Below are 21,166 nucleotides of genomic sequence, written 5' to 3' on the forward strand. Positions count from 1 at the left end.
ATTAAAATGAATCAATGATGGTTGTGTAAAACTTAGTCTTTTAGCACCCGCGCCAACGTCGACTTCACCTTCCCCATCCCGTCATGCAACGCCTGTTCAATCTCGGCCATGGTAATCACCGCCGTCGACTTGCCTGCCGCCGGGTTCACCACCAGCGCCAGGCACGCATAATCCAGTTCCAGTTCACGCGCCAGTGCCGCTTCCGGCATGCCGGTCATGCCGACGATGTCGCAGCCGTCACGCTCAAGGCGCGCGATTTCAGCGACGGTTTCCAGCCGAGGGCCTTGGGTACAGGCATAAACGCCATGGCCGCTAAAACTCACGCCCTCTGCCACCAGTGCCGCGATCAGCTGCTCACGCAGCGACTCAGTGTAGGGATAGCTGAAGTCGATGTGGGTGACCTGTTCCAGGTCATCGGCGAAATAGGTGTGTTCGCGACCGCTGGTGTAATCGATCAGTTGATGTGGCACGCAGAAATGCCCGGTGCCCATCGCCATATGAATTCCACCCACGGCGTTGACCGCGAGGATCGCTTCCGCGCCGGCCTGCTTCAACGCCCAGAGGTTCGCGCGGTAGTTCACCTGATGCGGCGGAAAACGGTGCGGGTGACCGTGACGCGCGAGGAACAGCACTTCCTTGCCGGCGTATTCACCAATCTGCACTTCAGCCGAGGGTGCGCCGTAAGGCGTGTCCACGGCCAGCGATTGACGGATTCTCAAGCCTGCCAGTTGAGTCAGGCCGGTGCCTCCGATAATCGCGTAAACCGTCATGACGCAATGTCCTTATTCGATCAGTTGAGCGTCTTTGAGCGCGCCGACAGCGGACAGCCAGCGTGGGTTTTGACGGTATTCGATATTCGCGTATGACTGGCCGCGCATTCGCGCGATTCGCTCGGACGGCTTGACCTTCAGGCGCTGGGCTGCGCTCAGCGCCAATTCTGCAGCGGCGCGGTCGTTGCACACCAGGCCCATGTCACAGCCGGCGGTCAGCGCGGCTTCGATACGGCTGGCGGCATCGCCGACCACGTGGGCACCGGCCATCGACAGGTCATCGCTGAAAATCACGCCATCGAATTGCAGCTCGCCGCGCAGGATGTCCTGCAACCAGCGACGGGAGAAGCCGGCAGGCTGGGCGTCGACTTGCGGGTAAATAACGTGGGCCGGCATGACGGCGGCCAGTTGTTTGCTCAGTTTGGCGAACGGCACCAGGTCACTGGCGCGGATCTCGTCGAGGCTGCGCTCGTCATTCGGGATGGCGACGTGGGAATCCGCCTCAGCCCAGCCATGACCGGGGAAATGTTTGCCGGTGGCGGCCATGCCGGCACTGTTCATGCCACGGATGAATGCACCGGCCAGCAGCGCTGCGCGCTCCGGATCACCCTCGAACGAACGGGTCCCGACAACAGCGCTGCGCTGATGATCCAGATCCAGCACCGGGGCGAAACTGAGGTCGAGACCGACGGCCAGCACTTCGGTGGCCATGATCCAGCCACACTGTTCAGCCAGGTATTCGGCATTCGGATTGTCAGCGATCGCGCGCATGGCTGGCAGTCGGACGAAGCCTTGGCGCAAACGCTGAACGCGGCCGCCTTCCTGGTCCACCGCCAGTAACAGATCGGGACGAATAGCGCGAATCGCGGCGCTCAACTCGCGCACCTGGCGCGGATTTTCGATGTTGCGGGCAAAGATGATCAAGCCGCCCACTTCGGGCTGGCGCAACAATTGGCGATCTTCGGCCGTCAGCCAGGTACCGGCGACGTCCACCATCAACGAGCCTTGCAGGCCAGCAGTCATAGAGATTCCTTGAGAACGAGAAACCCGGCCCACGCGCATTCACCGCCTTGGGCAATGCCCGGCGGGTCAGCGATACAAATGGGGGACGGGTTCAGAACGAGAGTCGGCATGGGCGGCTAGCTTAGCGGATGTCAGCTGCCGCGCCCACCCGTGCGCGGTTAAACCTTGGCGGCAGCCGAGGCGGACTTGCTACGTGGACGCAGCTGTGCGGTGGCCATGGTCGTGTCGGTCACGCCCGTCTCAGCACGCATGCCTGCCGCCAGGAACGGCACCATCAAGCGCATCACCTGCTCAATGGAGGTGTTGACGCCGAAATCGGTCTCGGCAATCGCGCGCAGGGCCTTGATACCCGACATGCTGAACGCCGCAGCACCCAGCATGAAGTGCACGCGCCAGAACAACTCGATCGGAGGGATACGTGGCGCGGCTTCGTTGACCAGCATCATGTACCGGCGGAACACTTTGCCGTACATGTCTTCCAGATAACGACGCAAGTGGCCCTGACTCTGACTGAACGCCAGACCCAGCAGACGCATAAAGATGGACAGGTCGTTACCGCTACGCGGCTGCACGACAAGGGCTTGCTCGACGAGGATCTCCAGCAGCTCTTCAAGAGTCGGCTTGTTTTCAGGCTTGGCCTGACGCCGCTCCAGCTCTTTATCGAGGCTAATGCAGAACGGCCCGAGGAATCGCGAAAAGACGGCTTGAATCAACGCCTTCTTGGAGCCGAAGTGATAGTTCACCGCCGCCAAGTTCACACCGGCCTTGCTGGTGATCAGACGCAATGAGGTTTCAGCGAAACCTTTTTCCGCGAACAACTGCTCGGCAGCATCGAGAATGCGTTCAACGGTTTCCGACTGGGCCATGGCTACTCCGCCTGACAAACACTTGTTTGAAACATACGTTTCAGCCTGTGTATTGTCAAGCTTGGCCGTTCGCTTTGGGAATGGTCAGTCAGCTATTTAACCACACAACGGCAAAGCTTCAAGCGGTGGACAGATAGACCGTCCGGCGGCCTGCAAAAAAAGGGGCATTGCCAAGATGCTTTCACTGTATATAATCCCAGTCACTGTATAAAAAGACAGAGCGATCAAAATGCTAAAGCTGACGCCACGCCAAGCAGAGATTCTGGCCTTCATCAAACGCTGCCTCGAAGACAACGGCTACCCGCCGACCCGTGCGGAAATCGCCCAGGAACTGGGTTTCAAGTCGCCCAACGCGGCAGAAGAACACCTGAAGGCGCTGGCCCGCAAAGGCGCCATCGAGATGACCCCGGGCGCTTCCCGAGGCATTCGCATTCCAGGCTTTGAAGCCAAGGCCGACGAGTCCACCCTCCCAATCATTGGTCGAGTGGCTGCCGGCGCTCCCATTCTGGCCCAACAGCACATCGAAGAGTCCTGCAACATCAACCCTGCTTTCTTCCATCCACGTGCCGACTACTTACTGCGCGTGCATGGCATGAGCATGAAAGATGTCGGTATTTTCGATGGAGACCTGCTGGCCGTGCACACCACGCGTGAAGCCCGTAACGGCCAGATCGTAGTCGCGCGAATCGGCGACGAAGTGACGGTAAAGCGCTTCAAGCGAGATGGCAGCAAGGTCTGGTTGATTGCCGAAAACCCTGAATTTGCCCCTATCGAAGTGAACCTGAAAGATCAGGAACTGGTGATTGAAGGCTTGAGCGTCGGCGTGATTCGCCGCTAAAGGAGGCTTTATGCAGTTCCCACACCCATCACTGCAAGCCCAACTGCCGCTGTTCGAGGCGTTCATGGCGCACCCCCTGACGCCGATTCTGAAAGACGTAGTAGAGTCGCCATGGAGCGCCGAACCCGAAGTCTTCAGTGAGCTGTCGCTACGTGGTGCAGCCGGGAGCTGCCTGAACCTTCTGGCACCGATTCTCAGGGAGCTGAGTCAGGACCAGGATGCACGCTGGCTGACATTGATTGCCCCACCAGCAAGCCTGACCCAGGCCTGGCTACGGGACGCCGGTCTTAACCGCGAACGCATTCTGCTGCTTCAACCTCGCGGCACCCAGAGCGCCCAACAATTGACTTGCGAAGCCTTACGCCTGGGCCGCAGCCACACGGTGGTCAGCTGGCTCAACCCCTTGAACACGACTTCACGGCAACAGTTGATCAGCGCCGCCCGAATTGGGGACGCACAGAGCTTGAATATTCGATTGGGTTAGCTGAGAAACAATGCGCGCTTTGATCTACGCGAGGCTTCTCCGAGGATAGAGAAGCCGACATGAAGCGATACTCGTAAAAAGCCGACGGGCGGGATCAATGAAGGACGCGAGATCCCTGATCCTTATCAAACTCGCCTTCAACCAGGCGTCCTGCCATCTGAACGCCGACGCTCAACATCGCCTTGGCGACTTCCACGTACTGACCTTGCAGGAATGCTTTAGCATCTTCGGAGAAATCCAAAGTAACCAGAGAACCCTCGTCCTCGGCCCTGCGCAGCTCGATACGGCCGTCTGGTAACTCGACAATTTCTAGAAAGGACGTTGGCATAAAGGTTTGTTCTCCACGAAAGGCGGGGATTATATAGGCATCGGTCAGGCTTCGCTCGGCAACTTGACCAGATGTCATCATAAGGAAATATCTTTTTGCACTCATCCATGAGCGGATACCCCACCGGGGCATCCGACTTACCGCTTAATCCTTCAGCACTCGTTCAACCCTTCGCGAAACCGGATCGCCAATCCCTTGAGGTTCTGACGCCAGCTTTCCAACTCTTCCCGGCTTAACTCTGCAGACGCCTCTTCTTCATCCAGATTAACGGCCAGGATCAGCGGCTGAGTCACGTCGCCTTTAGGTTTATGCGGGATGCGGGGAGGTTGAAACAGCGCCGAATGGGCTGCCAACAACTTGGCCAGCCAGGTTTCAGGGTTGTGTGCGAGCTCGACCATCTCAGCCATTTCAGGAATGGCGATGGCTTCGAGGACTTCGCGGGTCAGCAACAACTCAGCCCGAGGAGCATTGGCCTGAGGCAAGCGATAGAACCCGGCGATTTCATGACACAGCCCTAGCAGGGCACCGTACAGGTGAAACAACGCCGATTCGCGACCCGCCTGGATCAGCGCCAGAGAGTTCATTGCCCGCCCCTCTTCGGCTCTGGCGAGCGCTTCCAGCGACAGGCCGGCGAAATAAATCTTCTGATTGGTACGGGTATAGAGTTCGTGGGCCATGACGGCAGCCTCCACAACGAAATAATTGCTTCACGCAGGTCAGACAGTGTCGTGGATCACCTAGACCTCCCGCAAGCACAAAACAAAAAGGCCGCATGAAAACCCGAAGGTTGTCACGCGGCCTTTTGCCTGCGGCGAGGGAGCTTGCTCCCGCTGGCCGACGGAGTCGGCCCACTATCCTTTTAAGCCTTTGCAGCCGGACGCTTGTCTTCAACCTTCCACTTGCCGCCGTCGTAGTACGCTTTCCAGCCAGTCGGCTTACCGTCGACTTCTGTCTGTACATACTGCTCTTTGGTCTTGCGGCTATAACGGATTACCGCAGGGAGACCGTCCGGATCTTTCTTCGGCGCTTCGCAGAGGAAGTGGTACTTCGGATCGATCTCGTCCTTGTGCGGCACAATTTCCATGACCAGCGGAGCACGGGTCTCGCGATTTTTCGGGAATTGGCTCGCTGCCAGGAACAAGCCGGAGGCACCGTCGCGCAGGATGTAGGTGTCGTTGACCTTTTCGCATTTCAGCTCAGGCATCTTCACCGGGTCCATTTTCGGCGGCGCCGCGTCACCACTCTTCAGCAGCTTGCGAGTGTTCTTGCACGTCGCGTTGGTGCAACCGAAGAACTTGCCGAAACGACCGGTCTTGAGCTGCATCTCGCTGCCGCACTTGTCACACTCCAGGCTCGGACCTTCATAGCCTTTGATGCGATAGGTGCCCTCTTCGATTTCGTAGCCAGAGCAATCCGGGTTATTACCGCAGATGTGCAGCTTGCGCTTCTCGTCGAGCAGGTACGCGTCCATCGCCGTGCTGCAGATCGGGCAGCGGTGCTTGCCACGCAGAACCAGCGACTCCGATTCACCTTCGTCGTCCGCGGCGATTTCATCACCCGGCACCAGATTGACGGTGGCCTTGCAACGCTCTTTCGGCGGCAGGCTGTAGCCCGAGCAACCGAGGAACACGCCCGTCGAGGCCGTACGAATCTGCATCGGACGGCCACAGGTCAGACACGGAATGTCGGTCATGACTGGCTGGTTGGCGCGCATGCCGTTTTCCGCGCTTTCGGCTACTTCGAGCTTTTTCTTGAAGTCACCGTAGAACTCGTCCAGCACGTTTTTCCAGTCGCGCTCGCCCTGGGCCACGTCATCGAGGTTCTCTTCCATGCCGGCGGTGAAACCGTAGTCCATGAGATTGGAGAAACTCTCGGACAGACGCTCGGTAACGATGTCGCCCATCTTTTCCGAATAGAAACGACGGTTGTGCAGCGCGACATAGCCGCGGTCCTGGATGGTCGAAATGATCGCTGCGTAGGTCGAAGGACGACCGATACCGCGTTTTTCCATTTCTTTAACCAGGCTCGCTTCCGAGTAGCGCGCAGGTGGCTTGGTGAAGTGCTGGGTCGGATCAAGCTTGATCAGCTTCATCGCGTCGCCCTGGGCCATGTCCGGCAGCACATCATCATCGCCCGGCTTGGTAATTTGCGGCATGACGCGGGTGTAACCGTCGAACTTCAGGATGCGGCCCTTGGCGCGCAGCTCAAAATCGCCAGCACCGACGGTGACCGTGGTCGACAGGTATTGCGCCGGCAGCATCTGGCAAGCGAGGAACTGGCGCCAGATCAGCTCGTAGAGGCGCTCAGCATCACGTTCCATGCCCGACAGCTTGCTTGGCTCGGTGTTGGCATCAGAAGGACGAATCGCTTCGTGAGCCTCTTGTGCGCCTTCCTTGCTGCTGTAGACGTTCGGGGTTTCCGGCAGGTACTTCTTGCCGAACTCGCCTTCAATATAAGTGCGCGCCATTGTCACGGCATCGGCCGAGAGGTTGGTGGAGTCGGTACGCATGTAAGTGATGTAGCCGGCTTCATACAGACGCTGGGCCATCATCATGGTTTTCTTCACGCCAAAGCCCAAGCGGTTGCTCGCAGCCTGTTGCAACGTGGAGGTGATGAACGGGGCCGACGGCTTGCTGCTAGTCGGCTTGTCTTCACGCTTGACGATGCTGTAGCTGGAAGCCTTGAGCTTTTCCAGCGCGGCCATGGCCTGGGTTTCGTTGAGCGGCTTGAAGGCTTCGCCTTTCTCGCGAGCCACATCAAAGCGCACAGTCGCACCCTTGGCAGTGCCGAGGTCAGCGTGAACTTCCCAGTATTCTTCCGGGTTGAACGCACGAATTTCACGTTCGCGCTCAACGACCAGCTTTACCGCCACCGACTGCACACGACCGGCGGACAGACCACGGGCGATCTTGGCCCACAACAGCGGCGAAACCATGTAGCCCACAACGCGGTCGAGGAAACGACGCGCCTGCTGGGCGTTTACACGGTCGATGTCCAGCTCGCCCGGCTTGGAGAAGGCTTCTTGAATCGCCTTCTTGGTGATTTCGTTGAACACCACGCGTTTGTACCGGCTGTCGTCACCACCGATGGCTTCGCGCAGGTGCCAGGCAATGGCTTCCCCCTCGCGATCCAAGTCGGTTGCGAGATAGATGGTGTCAGCATCTTTGGCGAGCCGGCGCAGCTCTTCGATGACTTTTTCCTTGCCTGGGAGGATCTCGTACTTGGCTTTCCAGCCATGATCGGGATCGACACCCATGCGCGAGACCAGCTGCTTGCGCGCTTTCTCTTTCGGCGTGAGCACCGGACCTTCACCCGCGGCGGCCTTGCCGCGCTTGGCGGCTGGCTCTTTGCTGGCGCTAGCCGAACCGCTGGTGGGCAGGTCTCGGATATGGCCGATACTCGACTTCACCACGTATTGGTTACCCAGATACTTGTTGATGGTCTTGGCCTTAGCCGGGGATTCCACAATGACCAGCGATTTGCCCATGGATCAGAAAATTCCTGAATTCTAGAAGTGAAAGGCGGTTGGCGCCTGACGCGGCACCGCTATATATAGTGGCTACAAGGTGAGGTCAAGCGCAGGGTTCTGCGCGCACTCCCCTTATGGCTACGGAAAAACGCTCGGTTCGACTTGCACCAAAGCAAAGCGCGGCACCTGTTCGCCGTCAACTTCGACCGACTCCAGGAACATGCTCAAGGGACGCACCCAAAAGCCGTAATCGCCATACAGGGCTTGGTAGAAGACCACTTCTTCTTCGGTTTCCGAATGCCGCGCAACAGCGAATACGCGGTACTGCGGACCTTTGTAATGTTCGTAGAGCCCAGGTTGTATCGGCATGCTTTGGCCCTCACTCAAATCTTTTCAAAATAAAAACAAAATAAATTTAGAAAAACAAAAACCGGGGCACTTGGCCCCGGCTTCCGTCAACGGAACGCTTAAACGCGTTCGAAGACGGTGGAGATGCCTTGGCCGAGACCAATGCACATGGTAGCCACCCCGAAGGTGCCGCCATTTTGCTTCATCACGTTCAACAGCGTGCCGGAGATACGTGCACCGGAGCAACCGAACGGGTGACCCAGGGCGATCGCGCCGCCGTGCAGGTTAACCTTCTCGTTCATCTTGTCGAGTACTTTCAAATCTTTCAGCACTGGCAGAGCCTGTGCGGCGAAAGCTTCGTTGAGCTCGAAGAAGTCGATATCGTTAATACCAAGGCCCGCGCGCTTCAGTGCTTTTTGTGTAGCCGGTACTGGACCATAGCCCATGATTGCCGGATCCACACCTGCCACTGCCATCGAACGAATCACCGCCATAGGCTGGATGCCCAAGTCCTGTGCACGCTGCGCCGACATCACGATCATGCACGAAGCACCGTCGGTGATCTGCGACGAGGTACCGGCTGTCACGGTGCCGCCCTTCGGGTTAAACGCTGGCTTAAGAGCCGCCAGGCTTTCCAGGGTGGTTTCCGGACGAATGGTCTCGTCGTAGTCGAACAGTTTCAGGAAACCGTTCTCATCATAGCCCTGCATCGGGATGATTTCGTCTTTGAACTTGCCCTCCAGCGTCGCTTTATGAGCGAGCTGGTGGGAGCGCACGCCGAAAGCGTCCTGTTGTTCGCGAGTGATGCCGTGCATTTTGCCCAGCATTTCAGCGGTCAGGCCCATCATGCCCGAGGCTTTCGCCGCGTAAAGGGACATGTGCGGGTTCGGATCGACACCGTGCATCATGCTCACGTGGCCCATGTGCTCGACGCCGCCGACGACGAACACGTCACCGTTGCCGGTCATGATCGCTTGCGCGGCAGTGTGCAGTGCGCTCATCGACGAGCCACACAGACGGCTGACGGTCTGACCGGCAGCGGTGTGCGGGATCTGAGTCATCAGGGACGCCATGCGGGCGATGTTCCAGCCCTGCTCCAAGGTCTGGTTTACACAGCCCCAGATCACGTCTTCGACTTCGCTCGGGTCGACCTTGTCGTTGCGTTCCAGCAATTTGCTGATCAGGTGCGCCGACATGTCTTCGGCGCGGGTGTTGCGATGCATGCCGCCCTTGGAGCGGCCCATCGGAGTACGACCGAAGTCGACAATCACGACGTCTCTAGGATTCAAGCTCATAAGTTCACTCTCACTCTAGTTGGGGGCACTTAACCGAAGAAGCTCTGGCCGTTTTTGGCCATTTCGCGCAGCTTCTCGGTCGGGTGGTACAGCGCGCCCAAATCAGCGTACTGGTCAGCCAGGGCAACGAACTCGGCAACACCGATCGAATCGATGTAGCGCAGTGCACCGCCACGGAATGGAGGGAAACCAATACCGTAGACCAGACCCATGTCGGCTTCGGCAGCGGTTTCAACAATGCCGTCTTCCAGGCAACGCACGGTTTCCAGGCACAGCGGGATCATCATCCAGTTGATGATGTCTTCGTCGGTAACTTCGCGCTGCTCGTAAACGATCGGCTTGAGCACTTCCAGGACCGAAGGATCGGCGACTTTCTTCTGCTTGCCGCGCTTGTCGGTCTCGTAGGCGTAGAAGCCCTTGCCATTCTTCTGGCCCAGGCGCTTGGCTTCGTAGAGCACGTCGACAGCCGAACGGCGGTCGTCTTTCATGCGATCCGGGAAGCCTTCAGCCATGACGTCACGACCGTGGTGACCGGTGTCGATGCCGACCACGTCCATCAGGTACGCCGGGCCCATCGGCCAGCCGAATTTTTCCATGATCTTGTCGATGCGGACGAAGTCCACACCGGCGCTGACCAGCTTGGCGAAACCGCCGAAGTACGGGAACAGTACGCGGTTGACCAGGAAGCCCGGGCAGTCGTTGACGACGATCGGGTTCTTGCCCATTTTCTTGGCGTAGGCAACGGTGGTAGCAACAGCCACTTCGCTGGACTTCTCGCCACGAATCACTTCAACCAGCGGCATCATGTGCACCGGGTTGAAGAAGTGCATGCCGACGAAGTTTTCCGGGCGTTTGAGGGCTTTGGCCAGCAAGGTGATGGAAATGGTCGAGGTGTTGGACGCGAGGATGGTGTCCTCTTTGACCTTGTCTTCTACTTCTGCCAGAACGGCTTGCTTGACCTTAGGGTTCTCGACGACCGCTTCAACCACCAGATCCACGTGACCGAAATCACCGTAGGACAGGGTCGGACGAATGCCGTTGAGCACTTCAGCCATTTTCGCGGCGGTCATGCGACCTTTATCAACGCGACCGACCAGCAGCTTGGCGGCTTCAGCCAGACCTTGCTCGATGCCGTGCTCGTTGATGTCCTTCATCAGGATCGGCGTACCTTTGGAGGCCGACTGATAAGCGATACCGCCACCCATGATACCGGCGCCCAATACGGCAGCCTGCTTCACGTCTTTAGCGATTTCGTCGTAGGCCTTGGCCTTTTTCTTCAGTTCCTGATCGTTCAGGAACAAACCGATCAAGCTCTGCGCAGCAGAGGTCTTGGCCAGTTTGACGAAACCTGCTGCTTCGACCTCCAGAGCCTTGTCACGACCGAAGTTCGCAGCTTTCTGGATGGTTTTGATCGCTTCAACCGGCGCCGGGTAGTTCGGGCCAGCCTGACCAGCTACGAAACCTTTGGCGGTTTCGAAAGCCATCATTTGTTCGATGGCGTTCAGCTTCAGCTTTTCCAGCTTCGGTTGACGCTTGGCCTTGTAGTCAAATTCGCCGGAGATGGCACGTTTGATCAGTTCCAGGGCCGCTTCTTGCAACTTATCAGGAGCAACCACTGCGTCCACTGCGCCAACTTTCAACGCGTCTTCAGGACGGTTTTCCTTGCCGGCGGCAATCCACTCGATGGCGTTGTCGGCACCAATGAGGCGCGGCAGACGCACAGTACCGCCGAAGCCTGGGTAGATGCCCAGTTTGACTTCCGGCAGACCAATTTTTGCATTGGTGGACATGACGCGGTAGTCCGCCGCCAGGCACATTTCCAGACCGCCACCCAGGGCGATGCCGTTGATTGCCGCGACAGTCGGGACGTTGAGGTCTTCGAAATCGCTGAAAATCTTGTTGGCTTCCAGATTGCCAGCAACGAGCTCGGCATCAGGCAGCTTGAAGTTTTCGACAAATTCGGTGATGTCCGCGCCGACGATGAACACGTCCTTGCCACTGCTGACGATCACGCCCTTGATCGAAGCATCTGCCTTGATGGTGTCTACGGCCTGACGCAGTTCGTTCAGGGTTAGACGGTTGAACTTGTTGACGGACTCACCCTTGAGGTCGAATTTCAATTCGACGATGCCACTTTCAAGAGCCTTAACCGTGATGGCTTTACCTTCGTAAATCATCAACTGATCTCCACGATATGGAAGCTGAACAGTACACGTCGGACGCAGGCGAATGGCTGGACAGGACGTTAAACGTCAATGCTACGCCAATCCACCCGGCACACCCTCCAACGCGATAGTCGGGATTCTGTAGGAGCGGTCTGAAATACAAACGCTCAATTCATACGCCCGTTTGATTTGGGTACGCCACCTTCACGGAATTTCCGACAATTGTCAATCGCCCAAAATACGGGTTGAAACGCGACTTTGCGGTCACTTCCGTACTGCGAAGATCTTCAACACGCAGATGCATGTGAAGTCATTCATAGAATCAATAGTTAGAAAATTCGCCCTAATTCGCTGCAGCCCGCGTTTAACAAGCTACGCTGGCACGAACCCGAAGAAAAAATATGAACGTTTTGGGCGAACGCCCCGCGTAAGAACAGCCCTACAACGAATTACCGGCCTGCCTGGCCAACCCCAGCCCGATGATGATGTCGGGCTTTTTATTGTCTGTCTGCGTCATTTCGTGCCATTGCAGCACGAAATATTTTCGGCTTACGCCAGCGCTTTCAGCACTGCATCAATGTCTTGCAAAACCGTAGCATCGCCCTTCTCCCCCCAATACAGGGTGATCATCTGCTTGTCCGCCTCGACCTTGTAGACGTTGGCTGGCAACTTTTCGAAATGATTGAGCAGCGCCCGGTCCTCGCAAACCTCCTGCCATTGATTCACCCACACACCGGGCGATTTTTGCCAGTAACTCCAGCACGCCGGCTGATTGCCACGGCGCGGCCGATGGTACTGCGCGCAAGGGCTCGGCGGCTCCTGACTCAACCAATGCGGCCACTCTTGAGGCGCCAATTGCATGGCCAGGCCGATACGTCGCGCCTCCATGCGCAGGGCCATTCGCCCGCTCTGACCACGAGACGGTCGCAACCATGCCAGTGGACTCAGCACCACCAGCAGGATTGACACCACTATCCAGACCGTCATATCTGTACTCCCGATTCTTGATGAGCGCTTTGGGTCACTTTGAAACCATTGCGCTTGAAACCAGCCATACTTACCAATATTGCAATCCTCAGGAGGAGCACCTCATGCCCTACAACCATATCCTGGTCGCTGTAGATCTAACCGAAGAGTGCGACCCTGTAATCCACCGCGCTCGCGAGCTGTCGGTGAGCAACGGGGCAAAGTTATCCCTGGTGCACATTGTCGAGCCAATGGCCATGGCCTTTGGTGGCGACGTCCCCATGGACCTGTCACAACTGCAACAACAGCAGTTCGATCAGGCCAAGGAGCGTCTCGAGCACTTGAAACGCAAATACACGGAACTCGAAAGCGCCAACTGCCACCTGACCTATGGCCAGCCACGCCAGGAGATCCACCTCTTTGCCAAAGAGAAGGAATGCGACCTGATCGTAGTGGGCAGCCATGGTCGACACGGCTTGGCATTGCTACTGGGGTCGACCGCCAACGACGTGTTGCACGGCGCTCCTTGCGACGTGCTCGCGGTACGCCTGATCAAAAGCTGATAACACATAACCTGTAGGAGCCGAGCTTGCTCGCGATGGCGGCCTGTCAGTCCCATAGATATTGACTGACAGGGCCTCTTCGCGAGCAAGCTCGGCTCCTACAGGAGATCTACAGCGTTCAGTAGATCGTACTCCATACGAAAAGCCCGGCGTTCATCTCTGAACGCCGGGCTTTTTTGTTACTGGATCAATCAGGCATCCAGCTCGGCCCAACGCTCGACCATCACGTCGAGTTCAGCCTGCAACTGCTCCAACTGAGCAATCACAGCAGCGGTTTCGGCAGCAGGTCGCTGATAGAAACAGGCATCAGCCATTTGCGCTTCAACTGCAGCAATCTGCTGTTCCATGGCTTCAATCTGACCCGGCAACATTTCCAACTCACGCTGCAACTTGTAGCTGAGCTTCTTCTTCGCCACTGGCGCTTCAACAGCAGCTACAACCGGCGCAGCTTCAGCGGTGACAACGGCGGAGGTCAGGTCGGCTTTGCCGGATTTGCTCTCGGTCACGCCCAGCAGGCGTGGAGAACCGCCCTGACGCAGCCAGTCCTGATAACCACCGACGTATTCACGAACCTTGCCTTCACCCTCGAAGACCAGGGTGCTGGTGACCACGTTGTCGAGGAATGCCCGGTCGTGGCTGACCATCAGCACGGTGCCGTTGAAGGTCAGCAGCACCTCTTCCAGCAGTTCGAGGGTTTCAACGTCGAGGTCGTTGGTCGGTTCGTCGAGGACCAGCAGGTTCGCCGGCTTGCTGAACAGTTTGGCCAGCAACAGACGGGCACGCTCACCACCGGACAGCGCCTTGACCGGCGTGCGGGCACGCTGTGGGCTGAACAGGAAGTCGCCGAGGTAGCTCAGCACGTGACGGCTCTGACCATCGATATCGATGAAGTCGCGACCTTCGGCGACGTTGTCGATGACGGTCTTCTCCAGGTCCAACTGATGGCGCAACTGGTCGAAGTAGGCCACGTCGATGCGCGTTCCCTCTTCCACTTTGCCGCTGGTAGGCTGCAGACCGCTGAGCATCAGCTTCAGCAGCGTGGTCTTGCCGGTACCGTTGGCGCCGAGCAGACCGATACGGTCGCCGCGCGTCAGGACCATCGAGAAATCCTTGATCAGGAACGGGCCACCCGGGTGAGCGAAGCTCACGTTCTCGAGGACCATCACCTGCTTGCCGGATTTGTCAGCCGTGTCCAGTTGAATGTTGGCCTTGCCGGTGCGCTCGCGTCGTTCGCTGCGCTCTACGCGCAAGGCTTTCAATGCGCGGACGCGGCCTTCGTTACGGGTGCGACGGGCCTTGATGCCCTGGCGGATCCAGACTTCTTCCTGGGCCAGCTTTTTGTCGAACAGCGCGTTGGCGGTTTCTTCAGCGGCCAGCGACGCTTCTTTGTGCACGAGGAAACTGGCGTAGTCGCCGTTCCAGTCGATCAGGCCGCCACGATCCAGTTCGAGGATGCGGGTCGCGAGGTTTTGCAGGAATGAACGGTCGTGCGTGATGAACAGCACGGCGCCCTGGAAATCCTTCAGCGCTTCTTCGAGCCAGGCGATTGCACCGATGTCCAGGTGGTTGGTCGGTTCGTCGAGCAGCAGCAAGTCCGGCTCGGAAACCAGCGCCTGAGCCAGCAGGACGCGACGACGCCAGCCGCCGGACAATTCGGCGAGGGTCTTGTCGGCCGGCAACTGCAGACGGCTCAACGTGCTGTCGACCAGTTGCTGCAAACGCCAGCCATCGCGGGCTTCGAGGTCGTGCTGGACGTGCATCAGCTTGTCCAGATCGGCGTCGGTGACGATGTTCTGGCTCAGGTGGTGATACTGCGCGAGCAACTCGCCCACACCGTCCAGGCCTTCGGCAACCACGTCGAACACGGTCCGCTCGTCGGCTACCGGCAATTCTTGCGGCAATTCGCCAATCTTGAGGCCGGGTGCGCGCCAAACGGAGCCGTCATCGGGCTTCTGGTCGCCCTTGACGAGCTTCATCATGCTGGACTTGCCAGTGCCATTGCGGCCGATGATGCACACCCGCTCACCACGGGCGATCTGCCAGGACACCTTGTCCAACAACGGCATAGCGCCGAAAGCAAGGGACACATCGCTGAATTTGAGCAGGGTCATGAGCTTCTCCAAAAACCGGGCGCGCATTCTACCTGACTTGAGGCTTCAGAAGGCCGGCAATTTCACTCTCGAAGCACTCTGCATAACAAAAGTTGCGAACTTATACCGACAGGCCTGCAAAGCTTTCGCCCGTTGCTGGCAAAAGGCTAAGCTACAGATAATTCAGTGCGGGCAATGCCCGCACTTGTCATGATTTCTCTGCCCGGATGTCTCATGCGCAGTCGCCTTTTCAGTCTTTTGTCTTGCCTGCTTCTTTCTGCCACTGCCTTTCAGTCAGCCCAGGCAGTGGACTTGTCCACCCAACGTCAGTATTACGATGAAGCCAAGCGTGCGTTGGCCAAGGGCGATTCCGGTCCTTATTTTCGTTACAGCCAGGCCCTCAGTGATTATCCGCTGGAACCGTACCTCGCCTATGACGAGTTGACCGCTCGCCTGAAAACCGCAAGCAATGCCGAAATCGAGAAGTTCCTCGCCGAACACGGTGACCTGCCGCAAGCCAACTGGATGAAATTGCGTTGGCTGCGCTGGCTGGCCGAGCGTGGCGACTGGGCGACCTTCGTCAAATATTACGACCCCAAGCTCAACTTCACCGAACTGGACTGCCTGAATGCGCAGTACCAACTCACCCACAACCAAAAGACCGAGGGAAATGCCAACGCCAACAAACTGTGGCTGACCGGCAAATCCCAGCCGGAAGCGTGCGACGCGCTGTTCGTGCTATGGGCTGGCGAAGGTCAACTGACCGAGCAAAAACGCTGGGAGCGCCTCAAGCTCGCTGCCCAGGCGCGCAATTACCCGCTGGCCAACAGCCTCGTGAACGGCCTGACCACCCTCGCCCCGCGCGGTCGGCTGCTGATCGACGTGGCGCAAAAGCCCGAACTGCTCAACCAGCCTTCGCGCTTCACCCCGGCTGACGAGCCGATGTCCGACGTGGTCAGCCTCGGCCTGCGCCGCCTGGCCAAACAAGATCCGGACAGGGCGATGGCCCTGCTCGACGGTTATGCCAGCAGCATGCACTTCTCTCGCGATGAAAAAGTGGCGATCGCCCGTGAAATCGGACTGACCCTCGCACGACGTTACGACAGCCGCGCACTGGATGTGATGACCCAGTACGACCCGGAACTGCGCGACAACACCGTCTCCGAATGGCGCCTGCGGTTGTTGTTGCGCCTGGCCCGTTGGGACGATGCCTATCAGTTGACCCGACGCTTGCCGCAGGACCTGGCGACCACCAATCGCTGGCGCTACTGGCAGGCCCGCAGCCTTGAACTGGCCCAGCCACAGAGCACGGAAGTACAAACACTTTATAAAAACCTCGCTCACGAGCGTGACTTCTATGGTTTCCTCGCGGCTGATCGTTCGCAGTCCCCGTATTCGCTGGTCAATAAACCGCTGGTGTTGAGCCAGGCGCTGATCAACAAAGTGCGCAATACACCGGGCGTTCGTCGCGCCCTGGAATTCCACGCACGCGGGCAGATCGTCGATGGTCGCCGCGAGTGGTATCACGTCAGCCGACACTTCAGCCGTGACGAAATGGTCGCCCAGGCAAAACTGGCCTATGACCTGAAATGGTATTTCCCGGCGATCCGCACCATCAGCCAGGCACAGTACTGGGACGATCTGGACATCCGCTTCCCAATGGCCCACCGCGAAACGCTGGTCCGTGAGGCCAAGATCCGTGGCCTGCATCCAAGCTGGGTGTTCGCCATCACTCGCCAGGAAAGCGCCTTCATGGACGACGCCCGCTCCGGCGTCGGCGCCAGCGGCCTGATGCAATTGATGCCCGCCACCGCCAAGGAAACCGCGCGCAAGTTCAGCATCCCGCTGGCTTCGCCGCAGCAAGTGCTGGACCCGGACAAAAACATCCAACTGGGTGCCGCGTACCTGAGCCAGGTCCACGCCCAGTTCAACGGCAACCGCGTCCTCGCCTCCGCCGCCTACAACGCCGGCCCGGGCCGCGTGCGCCAATGGCTGCGCGGCGCAAACCACCTGAGCTTCGACGTCTGGGTGGAAAGCATCCCGTTCGATGAAACCCGTCAGTATGTGCAGAACGTGCTGTCGTATTCGGTAATTTACGGCCAGAAGCTCAACTCGCCACAGCCGCTGGTGGATTGGCATGAGCGGTATTTTGACGATCAGTGAGCGGTAATGCTGTGCAGGAGATGTCGAACGAGGTCGCATTCAAAATATCGCGGCCTCGTTTCACTCGACAGCTCCTACATAGCGTTTACAAATGGAGACCGAGTTCAGCCTTGCCGCCACTAAACTGCAACGCCGCCAGCCTTGCATACAATGCATTGCTCGCAATCAACGCCTGATGCGTCCCCACCGCCACCAGTTTCCCCTGATCCATCACCGCTATCCGGTCAGCGTTTTTCACGGTGGCCAAACGGTGGGCGATGACCAGTGTGGTGCGGTTTTTCATCAGGCTTGGCAGGGCCTGCTGGATCAGGTGTTCGCTCTGGGCATCGAGGGCGCTGGTGGCTTCGTCGAGCAACAGGATCGGCGCATCCACCAACAACGCCCGGGCGATGGCCAGGCGTTGGCGCTGACCGCCGGACAGACCGAGTCCACCGTCGCCCAGATGCGTCTGGTAACCGTTGGGCATTTGCTCGATGAAGTCGTGTGCGTAGGCGATTTTTGCCGCTTCCTGAACCTGGCCCAGGGTGGCGCTCGGGTTACCGTAGCGGATGTTCTCTTCGATGCTGCCGAAGAACAGCGCCGGGTTCTGCGAGACCAATGCGAAGCAGCGGCGCAGATCGAGCGGATCAAGATGAGTCAACGGCACACCATCGAGCAGAATCTGTCCGGCGGACGGATCATAAAAGCGCAGGAGCAGGTCATACACCGTGGATTTTCCGGCTCCGGAGGGCCCCACCAGCGCGAGAGTTTCACCCGCATTAATGGTCAGACTCAAGCCATCGACGGCGTAGCTTTCCGGCCGAGAGGGGTAGGAAAAACGCACGTCTTGCAAAACCAGACCGCCCTTCACCCGCTCCGGCAAGGTCACCAGACCGGTGGTCGGCGCTTGGATGATGTTTTCCGAACGCAGTAATTCGGCAATACGCTCGGCTGCGCCCGCTGCTCGCTGCAGCTCGCCGATCACTTCGCTCAAGGTGCCGAAGGCGCTGCCGACGATCAGGCTGTAGAAGACAAACGCCGCCAGTTCACCGGCCGAGATCCGCCCGGCAATCACATCCATGCCACCGACCCACAGCATGACGCCCACCGCGCCCAGCACCAGCACGATCACCAGCGTGATCAGCCAGGCGCGTTGGAAGATGCGTTTACGCGCGGTGTTGAACGCTTCTTCCACCGTCACGGCAAAACGCTGCTCATCCTGAACCTGATGGTTGTAGGCCTGCACGGTCTTGATCTGGCTGAGGGTTTCGGAGACGTAGCTGCCGATATCAGCGATCCGGTCCTGACTGAGGCGCGACAGGTTGCGTACCCGGCGGCCGAAAATAAGGATCGGGGCGATGACCAACGGCAAGGCGACGACCACGATGCTGGTGAGTTTGGGATTGGTGATAAACAGCAGCACAATCCCTCCGATGACCATCAGCAAATTGCGCAAAAACAACGACAACGAAGAGCCGATCACCGATTGCAGCAGGGTGGTGTCGGCGGTCAGCCGCGACTGGATCTCGGAGCTGCGATTGTTTTCGTAGAAGCCCGGGTGCAGGTAGACAAGGTGGTTGAACACTTGTCGGCGGATGTCCGCGACCACGCGTTCGCCGATCCACGACACCAGATAAAAACGCGCGAAGGTGCCGATCGCCAGTCCCACCACCAGCACCATGAACAAGCCGATGGATTGATTGAGCAAGTGCGGCGACTGGGTCATGAACCCCTGATCTACCAGCAGGCGAATGCCCTGTCCCATCGACAAGGTGATGCCAGCGGTGACAACCAACGCGAGCAAGGCGCTAAAGGCTTGCCAGCGATAGGGCGCAAGAAAACGCAGGGTCAGGCGGATCGCGCGGCGGTGACGGGCAGAGAGCATCGCAGTTATCCAGGTACGCCAATGAAAGGGCCAGCCTACACCGTCAGACACGGAACCCTGTAAATCACAACGAGTCAGGTTAATTATCACCTCGACGACTAGTCTCTAGACGCTATTGGTCTAAAGTCCGGGTGGCAAGGTTTTTAAATTTCTGTTGGACTGACATTACCGCTTGGGAAAGATCGCAGGGAGTTGTCATAGCCCGGTCACCTGGCGGATTTAAAGTAGGCACAACAACCTGATGAGGAGACAGGCCATGTCCTTGCAAAACAGCAGCGAAGACAAGATTCAAGTGATCCGCACTCAGCCAAACCAGTCTCTGGGTTGCTCGATTATCGATGCCGATGGGCGTGAAGTACCGATCACTGAAGAAATGATCCAGTGTGCTTGCCGCGAACTGGAACAGCGATTGGTCCAGCCTGCCGAACAAAAGTGATATAGCCACCGTCTTCTTGACCCGGCCTTGGTGGGCCGGGTTTTTTATGGGCGATTTTTGAGGGTGCTGCGCACCCTATCGCGGGCAAGCCGCGCTCCCACAGAATTTGGGTCGTCCATCCAAACTAGCGGACGACTCAAACCTGTGGGAGCCTGGCTTGCCAGCGATTGGGGCCGACTCGGTCTCTATACGGCCGACGCCCCCAGCGCCGCCACAATCCTCTGCAACTCAGCCGACTCCCCCTCAATCCGCACCTGCAACCCATCAATCTCCCGTCGCTTCGGATAATGCTTGCGCAGCGCATCAAACGCCGCACGCTGCTCGCTCACGCTACCTACCAGACTGCGCCGAAAATCCGCATCGTCACGGCGCGGGTCGTACACCCCACGGCACAGCATGGCCAACGCCCACGCCGGATCAGTCTGCGCATGCAGAGTCACGTGCGACAACCACGGTGCCGGCAGCAAATCACTGAGGCTCACCTCGGCCGGTCGCCCGAGAAAATCGCAGTACGCCTGATAAATTTGCGCCGTCCCGCGCTGCCTCCCTTCAAGGCTGTAACCGGCAATGTGCGGCGTCGCCAGCACACACAACTCAGCCAGCGCCACGTCGACCTCAGGCTCGCCCTCCCAAACGTCGAGTACCGCTTGCAGGTCTTCGCGCTCAAGCAGTACCTGGCGCAGGGCGGCGTTATCGACCACCGGGCCACGACTGGCATTGATCAGCCACGCGCCAGGCTTGAGCTGGCTCAAACGTTTTTTATCGAACAGATGCCAGGTGGACTGCGCGCCGTGCTTCTTTAAAGGGGTGTGCAGACTGATAACGTCGCACTGCTCAATGATCTGTTCGAGGCTGACAAAATCACCGCCTTGCGCCGCCTGCCGGGGCGGATCACACACCAGCACTTTCCAGCCAAGGCCTTGTAGGGCTTTGACGAGACGACCACCGACTTGGCCGGCACCGACCACGCCATACGTGCGTTGAGTCAGGTCAGCGCCTTCGATTTCAGCCAGGGTCAGCAGGCTGCCGAGCACATAATCGACAACGCCCCGGGCATTGCAGCCGGGTGCGCTGGACCAGGTGATTGCATGTTGTTGAAAGTAATCCAGGTCCAGGTGATCAGTGCCGATGGTGCAAGTGCCGACAAAACGCACGTTGCTACCTTCGAGCAAGGCACGATTGACGTTGGTCACTGAACGGACCAGCAGCACATCGGCATGTTCGACGGTGGCGCGGTCGATGGAACGCCCCGGCACCCGGCGGATTTCGCCGAAACCTGAGAAGAAGGCATCGAGTAGCGGGATATTTTCGTCAGCAACAATCAGCATGGCAGGCTCCTTTGGCGGATCGGCAGTGTAGGCGCAGATGACCTTTGTGAGCCAGCGAGCATTGCAGAGCCCTTAGCCTGGAACACTGCCCCCTCGCCACAAAGAATGTCGTAACGTGCGAAACACGATTACAAATCCCTAACACAGGACTTTTCCTGACCGCTGCGTCA

At 58.4% G+C, this 21,166-nt stretch carries 18 protein-coding genes; 5 read left to right on the forward strand and 13 right to left on the reverse strand.

Going from position 1 to position 21,166, the window contains the following annotated elements:
• Nucleotides 1-32: 32 nt before the first annotated feature.
• The 3 genes from AC3ISI_RS19405 to AC3ISI_RS19415 all read right to left on the reverse strand — a co-directional run bounded on the left by AC3ISI_RS19405 (nt 33) and on the right by AC3ISI_RS19415 (nt 2,659).
• Nucleotides 33-770: an S-methyl-5'-thioinosine phosphorylase gene (locus AC3ISI_RS19405; protein ID WP_489333370.1), complete on the reverse strand. Its 738-nt coding sequence runs from the start codon at nt 768-770 to the stop codon at nt 33-35.
• 12 nt (nt 771-782) lie between these two features.
• Complete coding sequence (gene nagZ / locus AC3ISI_RS19410; protein WP_489337754.1) at nt 783-1,781, reverse strand: beta-N-acetylhexosaminidase; 999 nt, start codon at nt 1,779-1,781, stop codon at nt 783-785.
• 170 nt (nt 1,782-1,951) lie between these two features.
• Nucleotides 1,952-2,659 (reverse strand): TetR/AcrR family transcriptional regulator, encoded by a 708-nt coding sequence (locus AC3ISI_RS19415; protein WP_489333371.1) that lies wholly within the window; start codon nt 2,657-2,659, stop codon nt 1,952-1,954.
• Between the two features lie 229 nt (nt 2,660-2,888).
• On the opposite strand from AC3ISI_RS19415, the gene lexA reads away from it, so the two are divergent.
• Both lexA and sulA read left to right on the forward strand, forming a co-directional pair.
• Nucleotides 2,889-3,497: a transcriptional repressor LexA gene (lexA, locus tag AC3ISI_RS19420; protein WP_007944149.1), complete on the forward strand. Its 609-nt coding sequence runs from the start codon at nt 2,889-2,891 to the stop codon at nt 3,495-3,497.
• 10 nt (nt 3,498-3,507) lie between these two features.
• Nucleotides 3,508-3,981, forward strand: coding sequence for an SOS-induced cell division inhibitor SulA (sulA, locus tag AC3ISI_RS19425; RefSeq protein ID WP_489333372.1), 474 nt, complete (start codon nt 3,508-3,510; stop codon nt 3,979-3,981).
• A 94-nt stretch (nt 3,982-4,075) separates the two neighbouring features.
• On the opposite strand, the gene AC3ISI_RS19430 is transcribed toward sulA, so the two are convergent.
• The 7 genes from AC3ISI_RS19430 to AC3ISI_RS19460 form a co-directional block, all read right to left on the reverse strand.
• Nucleotides 4,076-4,309, reverse strand: coding sequence for a hypothetical protein (locus AC3ISI_RS19430; RefSeq protein ID WP_007944145.1), 234 nt, complete (start codon nt 4,307-4,309; stop codon nt 4,076-4,078).
• Between the two features lie 152 nt (nt 4,310-4,461).
• On the reverse strand, nt 4,462-4,986 hold the full coding sequence (locus AC3ISI_RS19435; protein WP_489333373.1) for a DUF6586 family protein: 525 nt from the start codon (nt 4,984-4,986) through the stop codon (nt 4,462-4,464).
• 182 nt (nt 4,987-5,168) lie between these two features.
• Nucleotides 5,169-7,796: a type I DNA topoisomerase gene (topA, locus tag AC3ISI_RS19440; protein WP_489333374.1), complete on the reverse strand. Its 2,628-nt coding sequence runs from the start codon at nt 7,794-7,796 to the stop codon at nt 5,169-5,171.
• 120 nt (nt 7,797-7,916) lie between these two features.
• A complete protein-coding gene (locus AC3ISI_RS19445) occupies nt 7,917-8,147 on the reverse strand; it encodes a DUF1653 domain-containing protein (protein ID WP_489333375.1) in 231 nt (76 codons plus the stop codon).
• 98 nt (nt 8,148-8,245) lie between these two features.
• Nucleotides 8,246-9,421, reverse strand: a complete 1,176-nt coding sequence (gene fadA, locus AC3ISI_RS19450; RefSeq protein WP_489333376.1) for an acetyl-CoA C-acyltransferase FadA — start codon at nt 9,419-9,421, stop codon at nt 8,246-8,248.
• 29 nt (nt 9,422-9,450) lie between these two features.
• Complete coding sequence (gene fadB, locus AC3ISI_RS19455) at nt 9,451-11,598, reverse strand: fatty acid oxidation complex subunit alpha FadB (protein ID WP_489333377.1); 2,148 nt, start codon at nt 11,596-11,598, stop codon at nt 9,451-9,453.
• A 537-nt stretch (nt 11,599-12,135) separates the two neighbouring features.
• The gene (locus tag AC3ISI_RS19460) at nt 12,136-12,573 is read right to left on the reverse strand and encodes a hypothetical protein (RefSeq protein ID WP_489333378.1); all 438 of its coding nucleotides are present in this window, start codon (nt 12,571-12,573) and stop codon (nt 12,136-12,138) included.
• Between the two features lie 104 nt (nt 12,574-12,677).
• Between AC3ISI_RS19460 and AC3ISI_RS19465 the strand changes: the two genes are divergently transcribed.
• Entirely contained in the window at nt 12,678-13,115 is a 438-nt protein-coding gene (locus AC3ISI_RS19465) for a universal stress protein (RefSeq protein ID WP_489333379.1), read from the forward strand.
• Between the two features lie 191 nt (nt 13,116-13,306).
• On the opposite strand, the gene AC3ISI_RS19470 is transcribed toward AC3ISI_RS19465, so the two are convergent.
• Nucleotides 13,307-15,226 (reverse strand): ATP-binding cassette domain-containing protein, encoded by a 1,920-nt coding sequence (locus AC3ISI_RS19470; RefSeq protein WP_489333380.1) that lies wholly within the window; start codon nt 15,224-15,226, stop codon nt 13,307-13,309.
• A 213-nt stretch (nt 15,227-15,439) separates the two neighbouring features.
• Between AC3ISI_RS19470 and AC3ISI_RS19475 the strand changes: the two genes are divergently transcribed.
• Nucleotides 15,440-17,368 (forward strand): transglycosylase SLT domain-containing protein, encoded by a 1,929-nt coding sequence (locus AC3ISI_RS19475; RefSeq protein ID WP_489333381.1) that lies wholly within the window; start codon nt 15,440-15,442, stop codon nt 17,366-17,368.
• A gap of 85 nt (nt 17,369-17,453) precedes the next feature.
• Here the strand turns inward: AC3ISI_RS19475 and AC3ISI_RS19480 are convergent, their stop codons facing one another.
• Nucleotides 17,454-19,232 carry an ABC transporter transmembrane domain-containing protein gene (locus tag AC3ISI_RS19480; protein ID WP_489333382.1) on the reverse strand — a complete coding sequence of 593 codons (1,779 nt, stop codon included), beginning with the start codon at nt 19,230-19,232 and terminating at the stop codon, nt 17,454-17,456.
• Between the two features lie 256 nt (nt 19,233-19,488).
• On the opposite strand from AC3ISI_RS19480, the gene AC3ISI_RS19485 reads away from it, so the two are divergent.
• Nucleotides 19,489-19,668, forward strand: a complete 180-nt coding sequence (locus tag AC3ISI_RS19485; protein WP_489333383.1) for a PA1571 family protein — start codon at nt 19,489-19,491, stop codon at nt 19,666-19,668.
• A gap of 185 nt (nt 19,669-19,853) precedes the next feature.
• Here the strand turns inward: AC3ISI_RS19485 and pdxB are convergent, their stop codons facing one another.
• Nucleotides 19,854-20,996, reverse strand: a complete 1,143-nt coding sequence (gene pdxB, locus AC3ISI_RS19490; protein ID WP_489333384.1) for a 4-phosphoerythronate dehydrogenase PdxB — start codon at nt 20,994-20,996, stop codon at nt 19,854-19,856.
• Nucleotides 20,997-21,166: the final 170 nt, after the last annotated feature.

It is taken from the genome of Pseudomonas sp. GL_139_B (assembly GCF_057834475.1).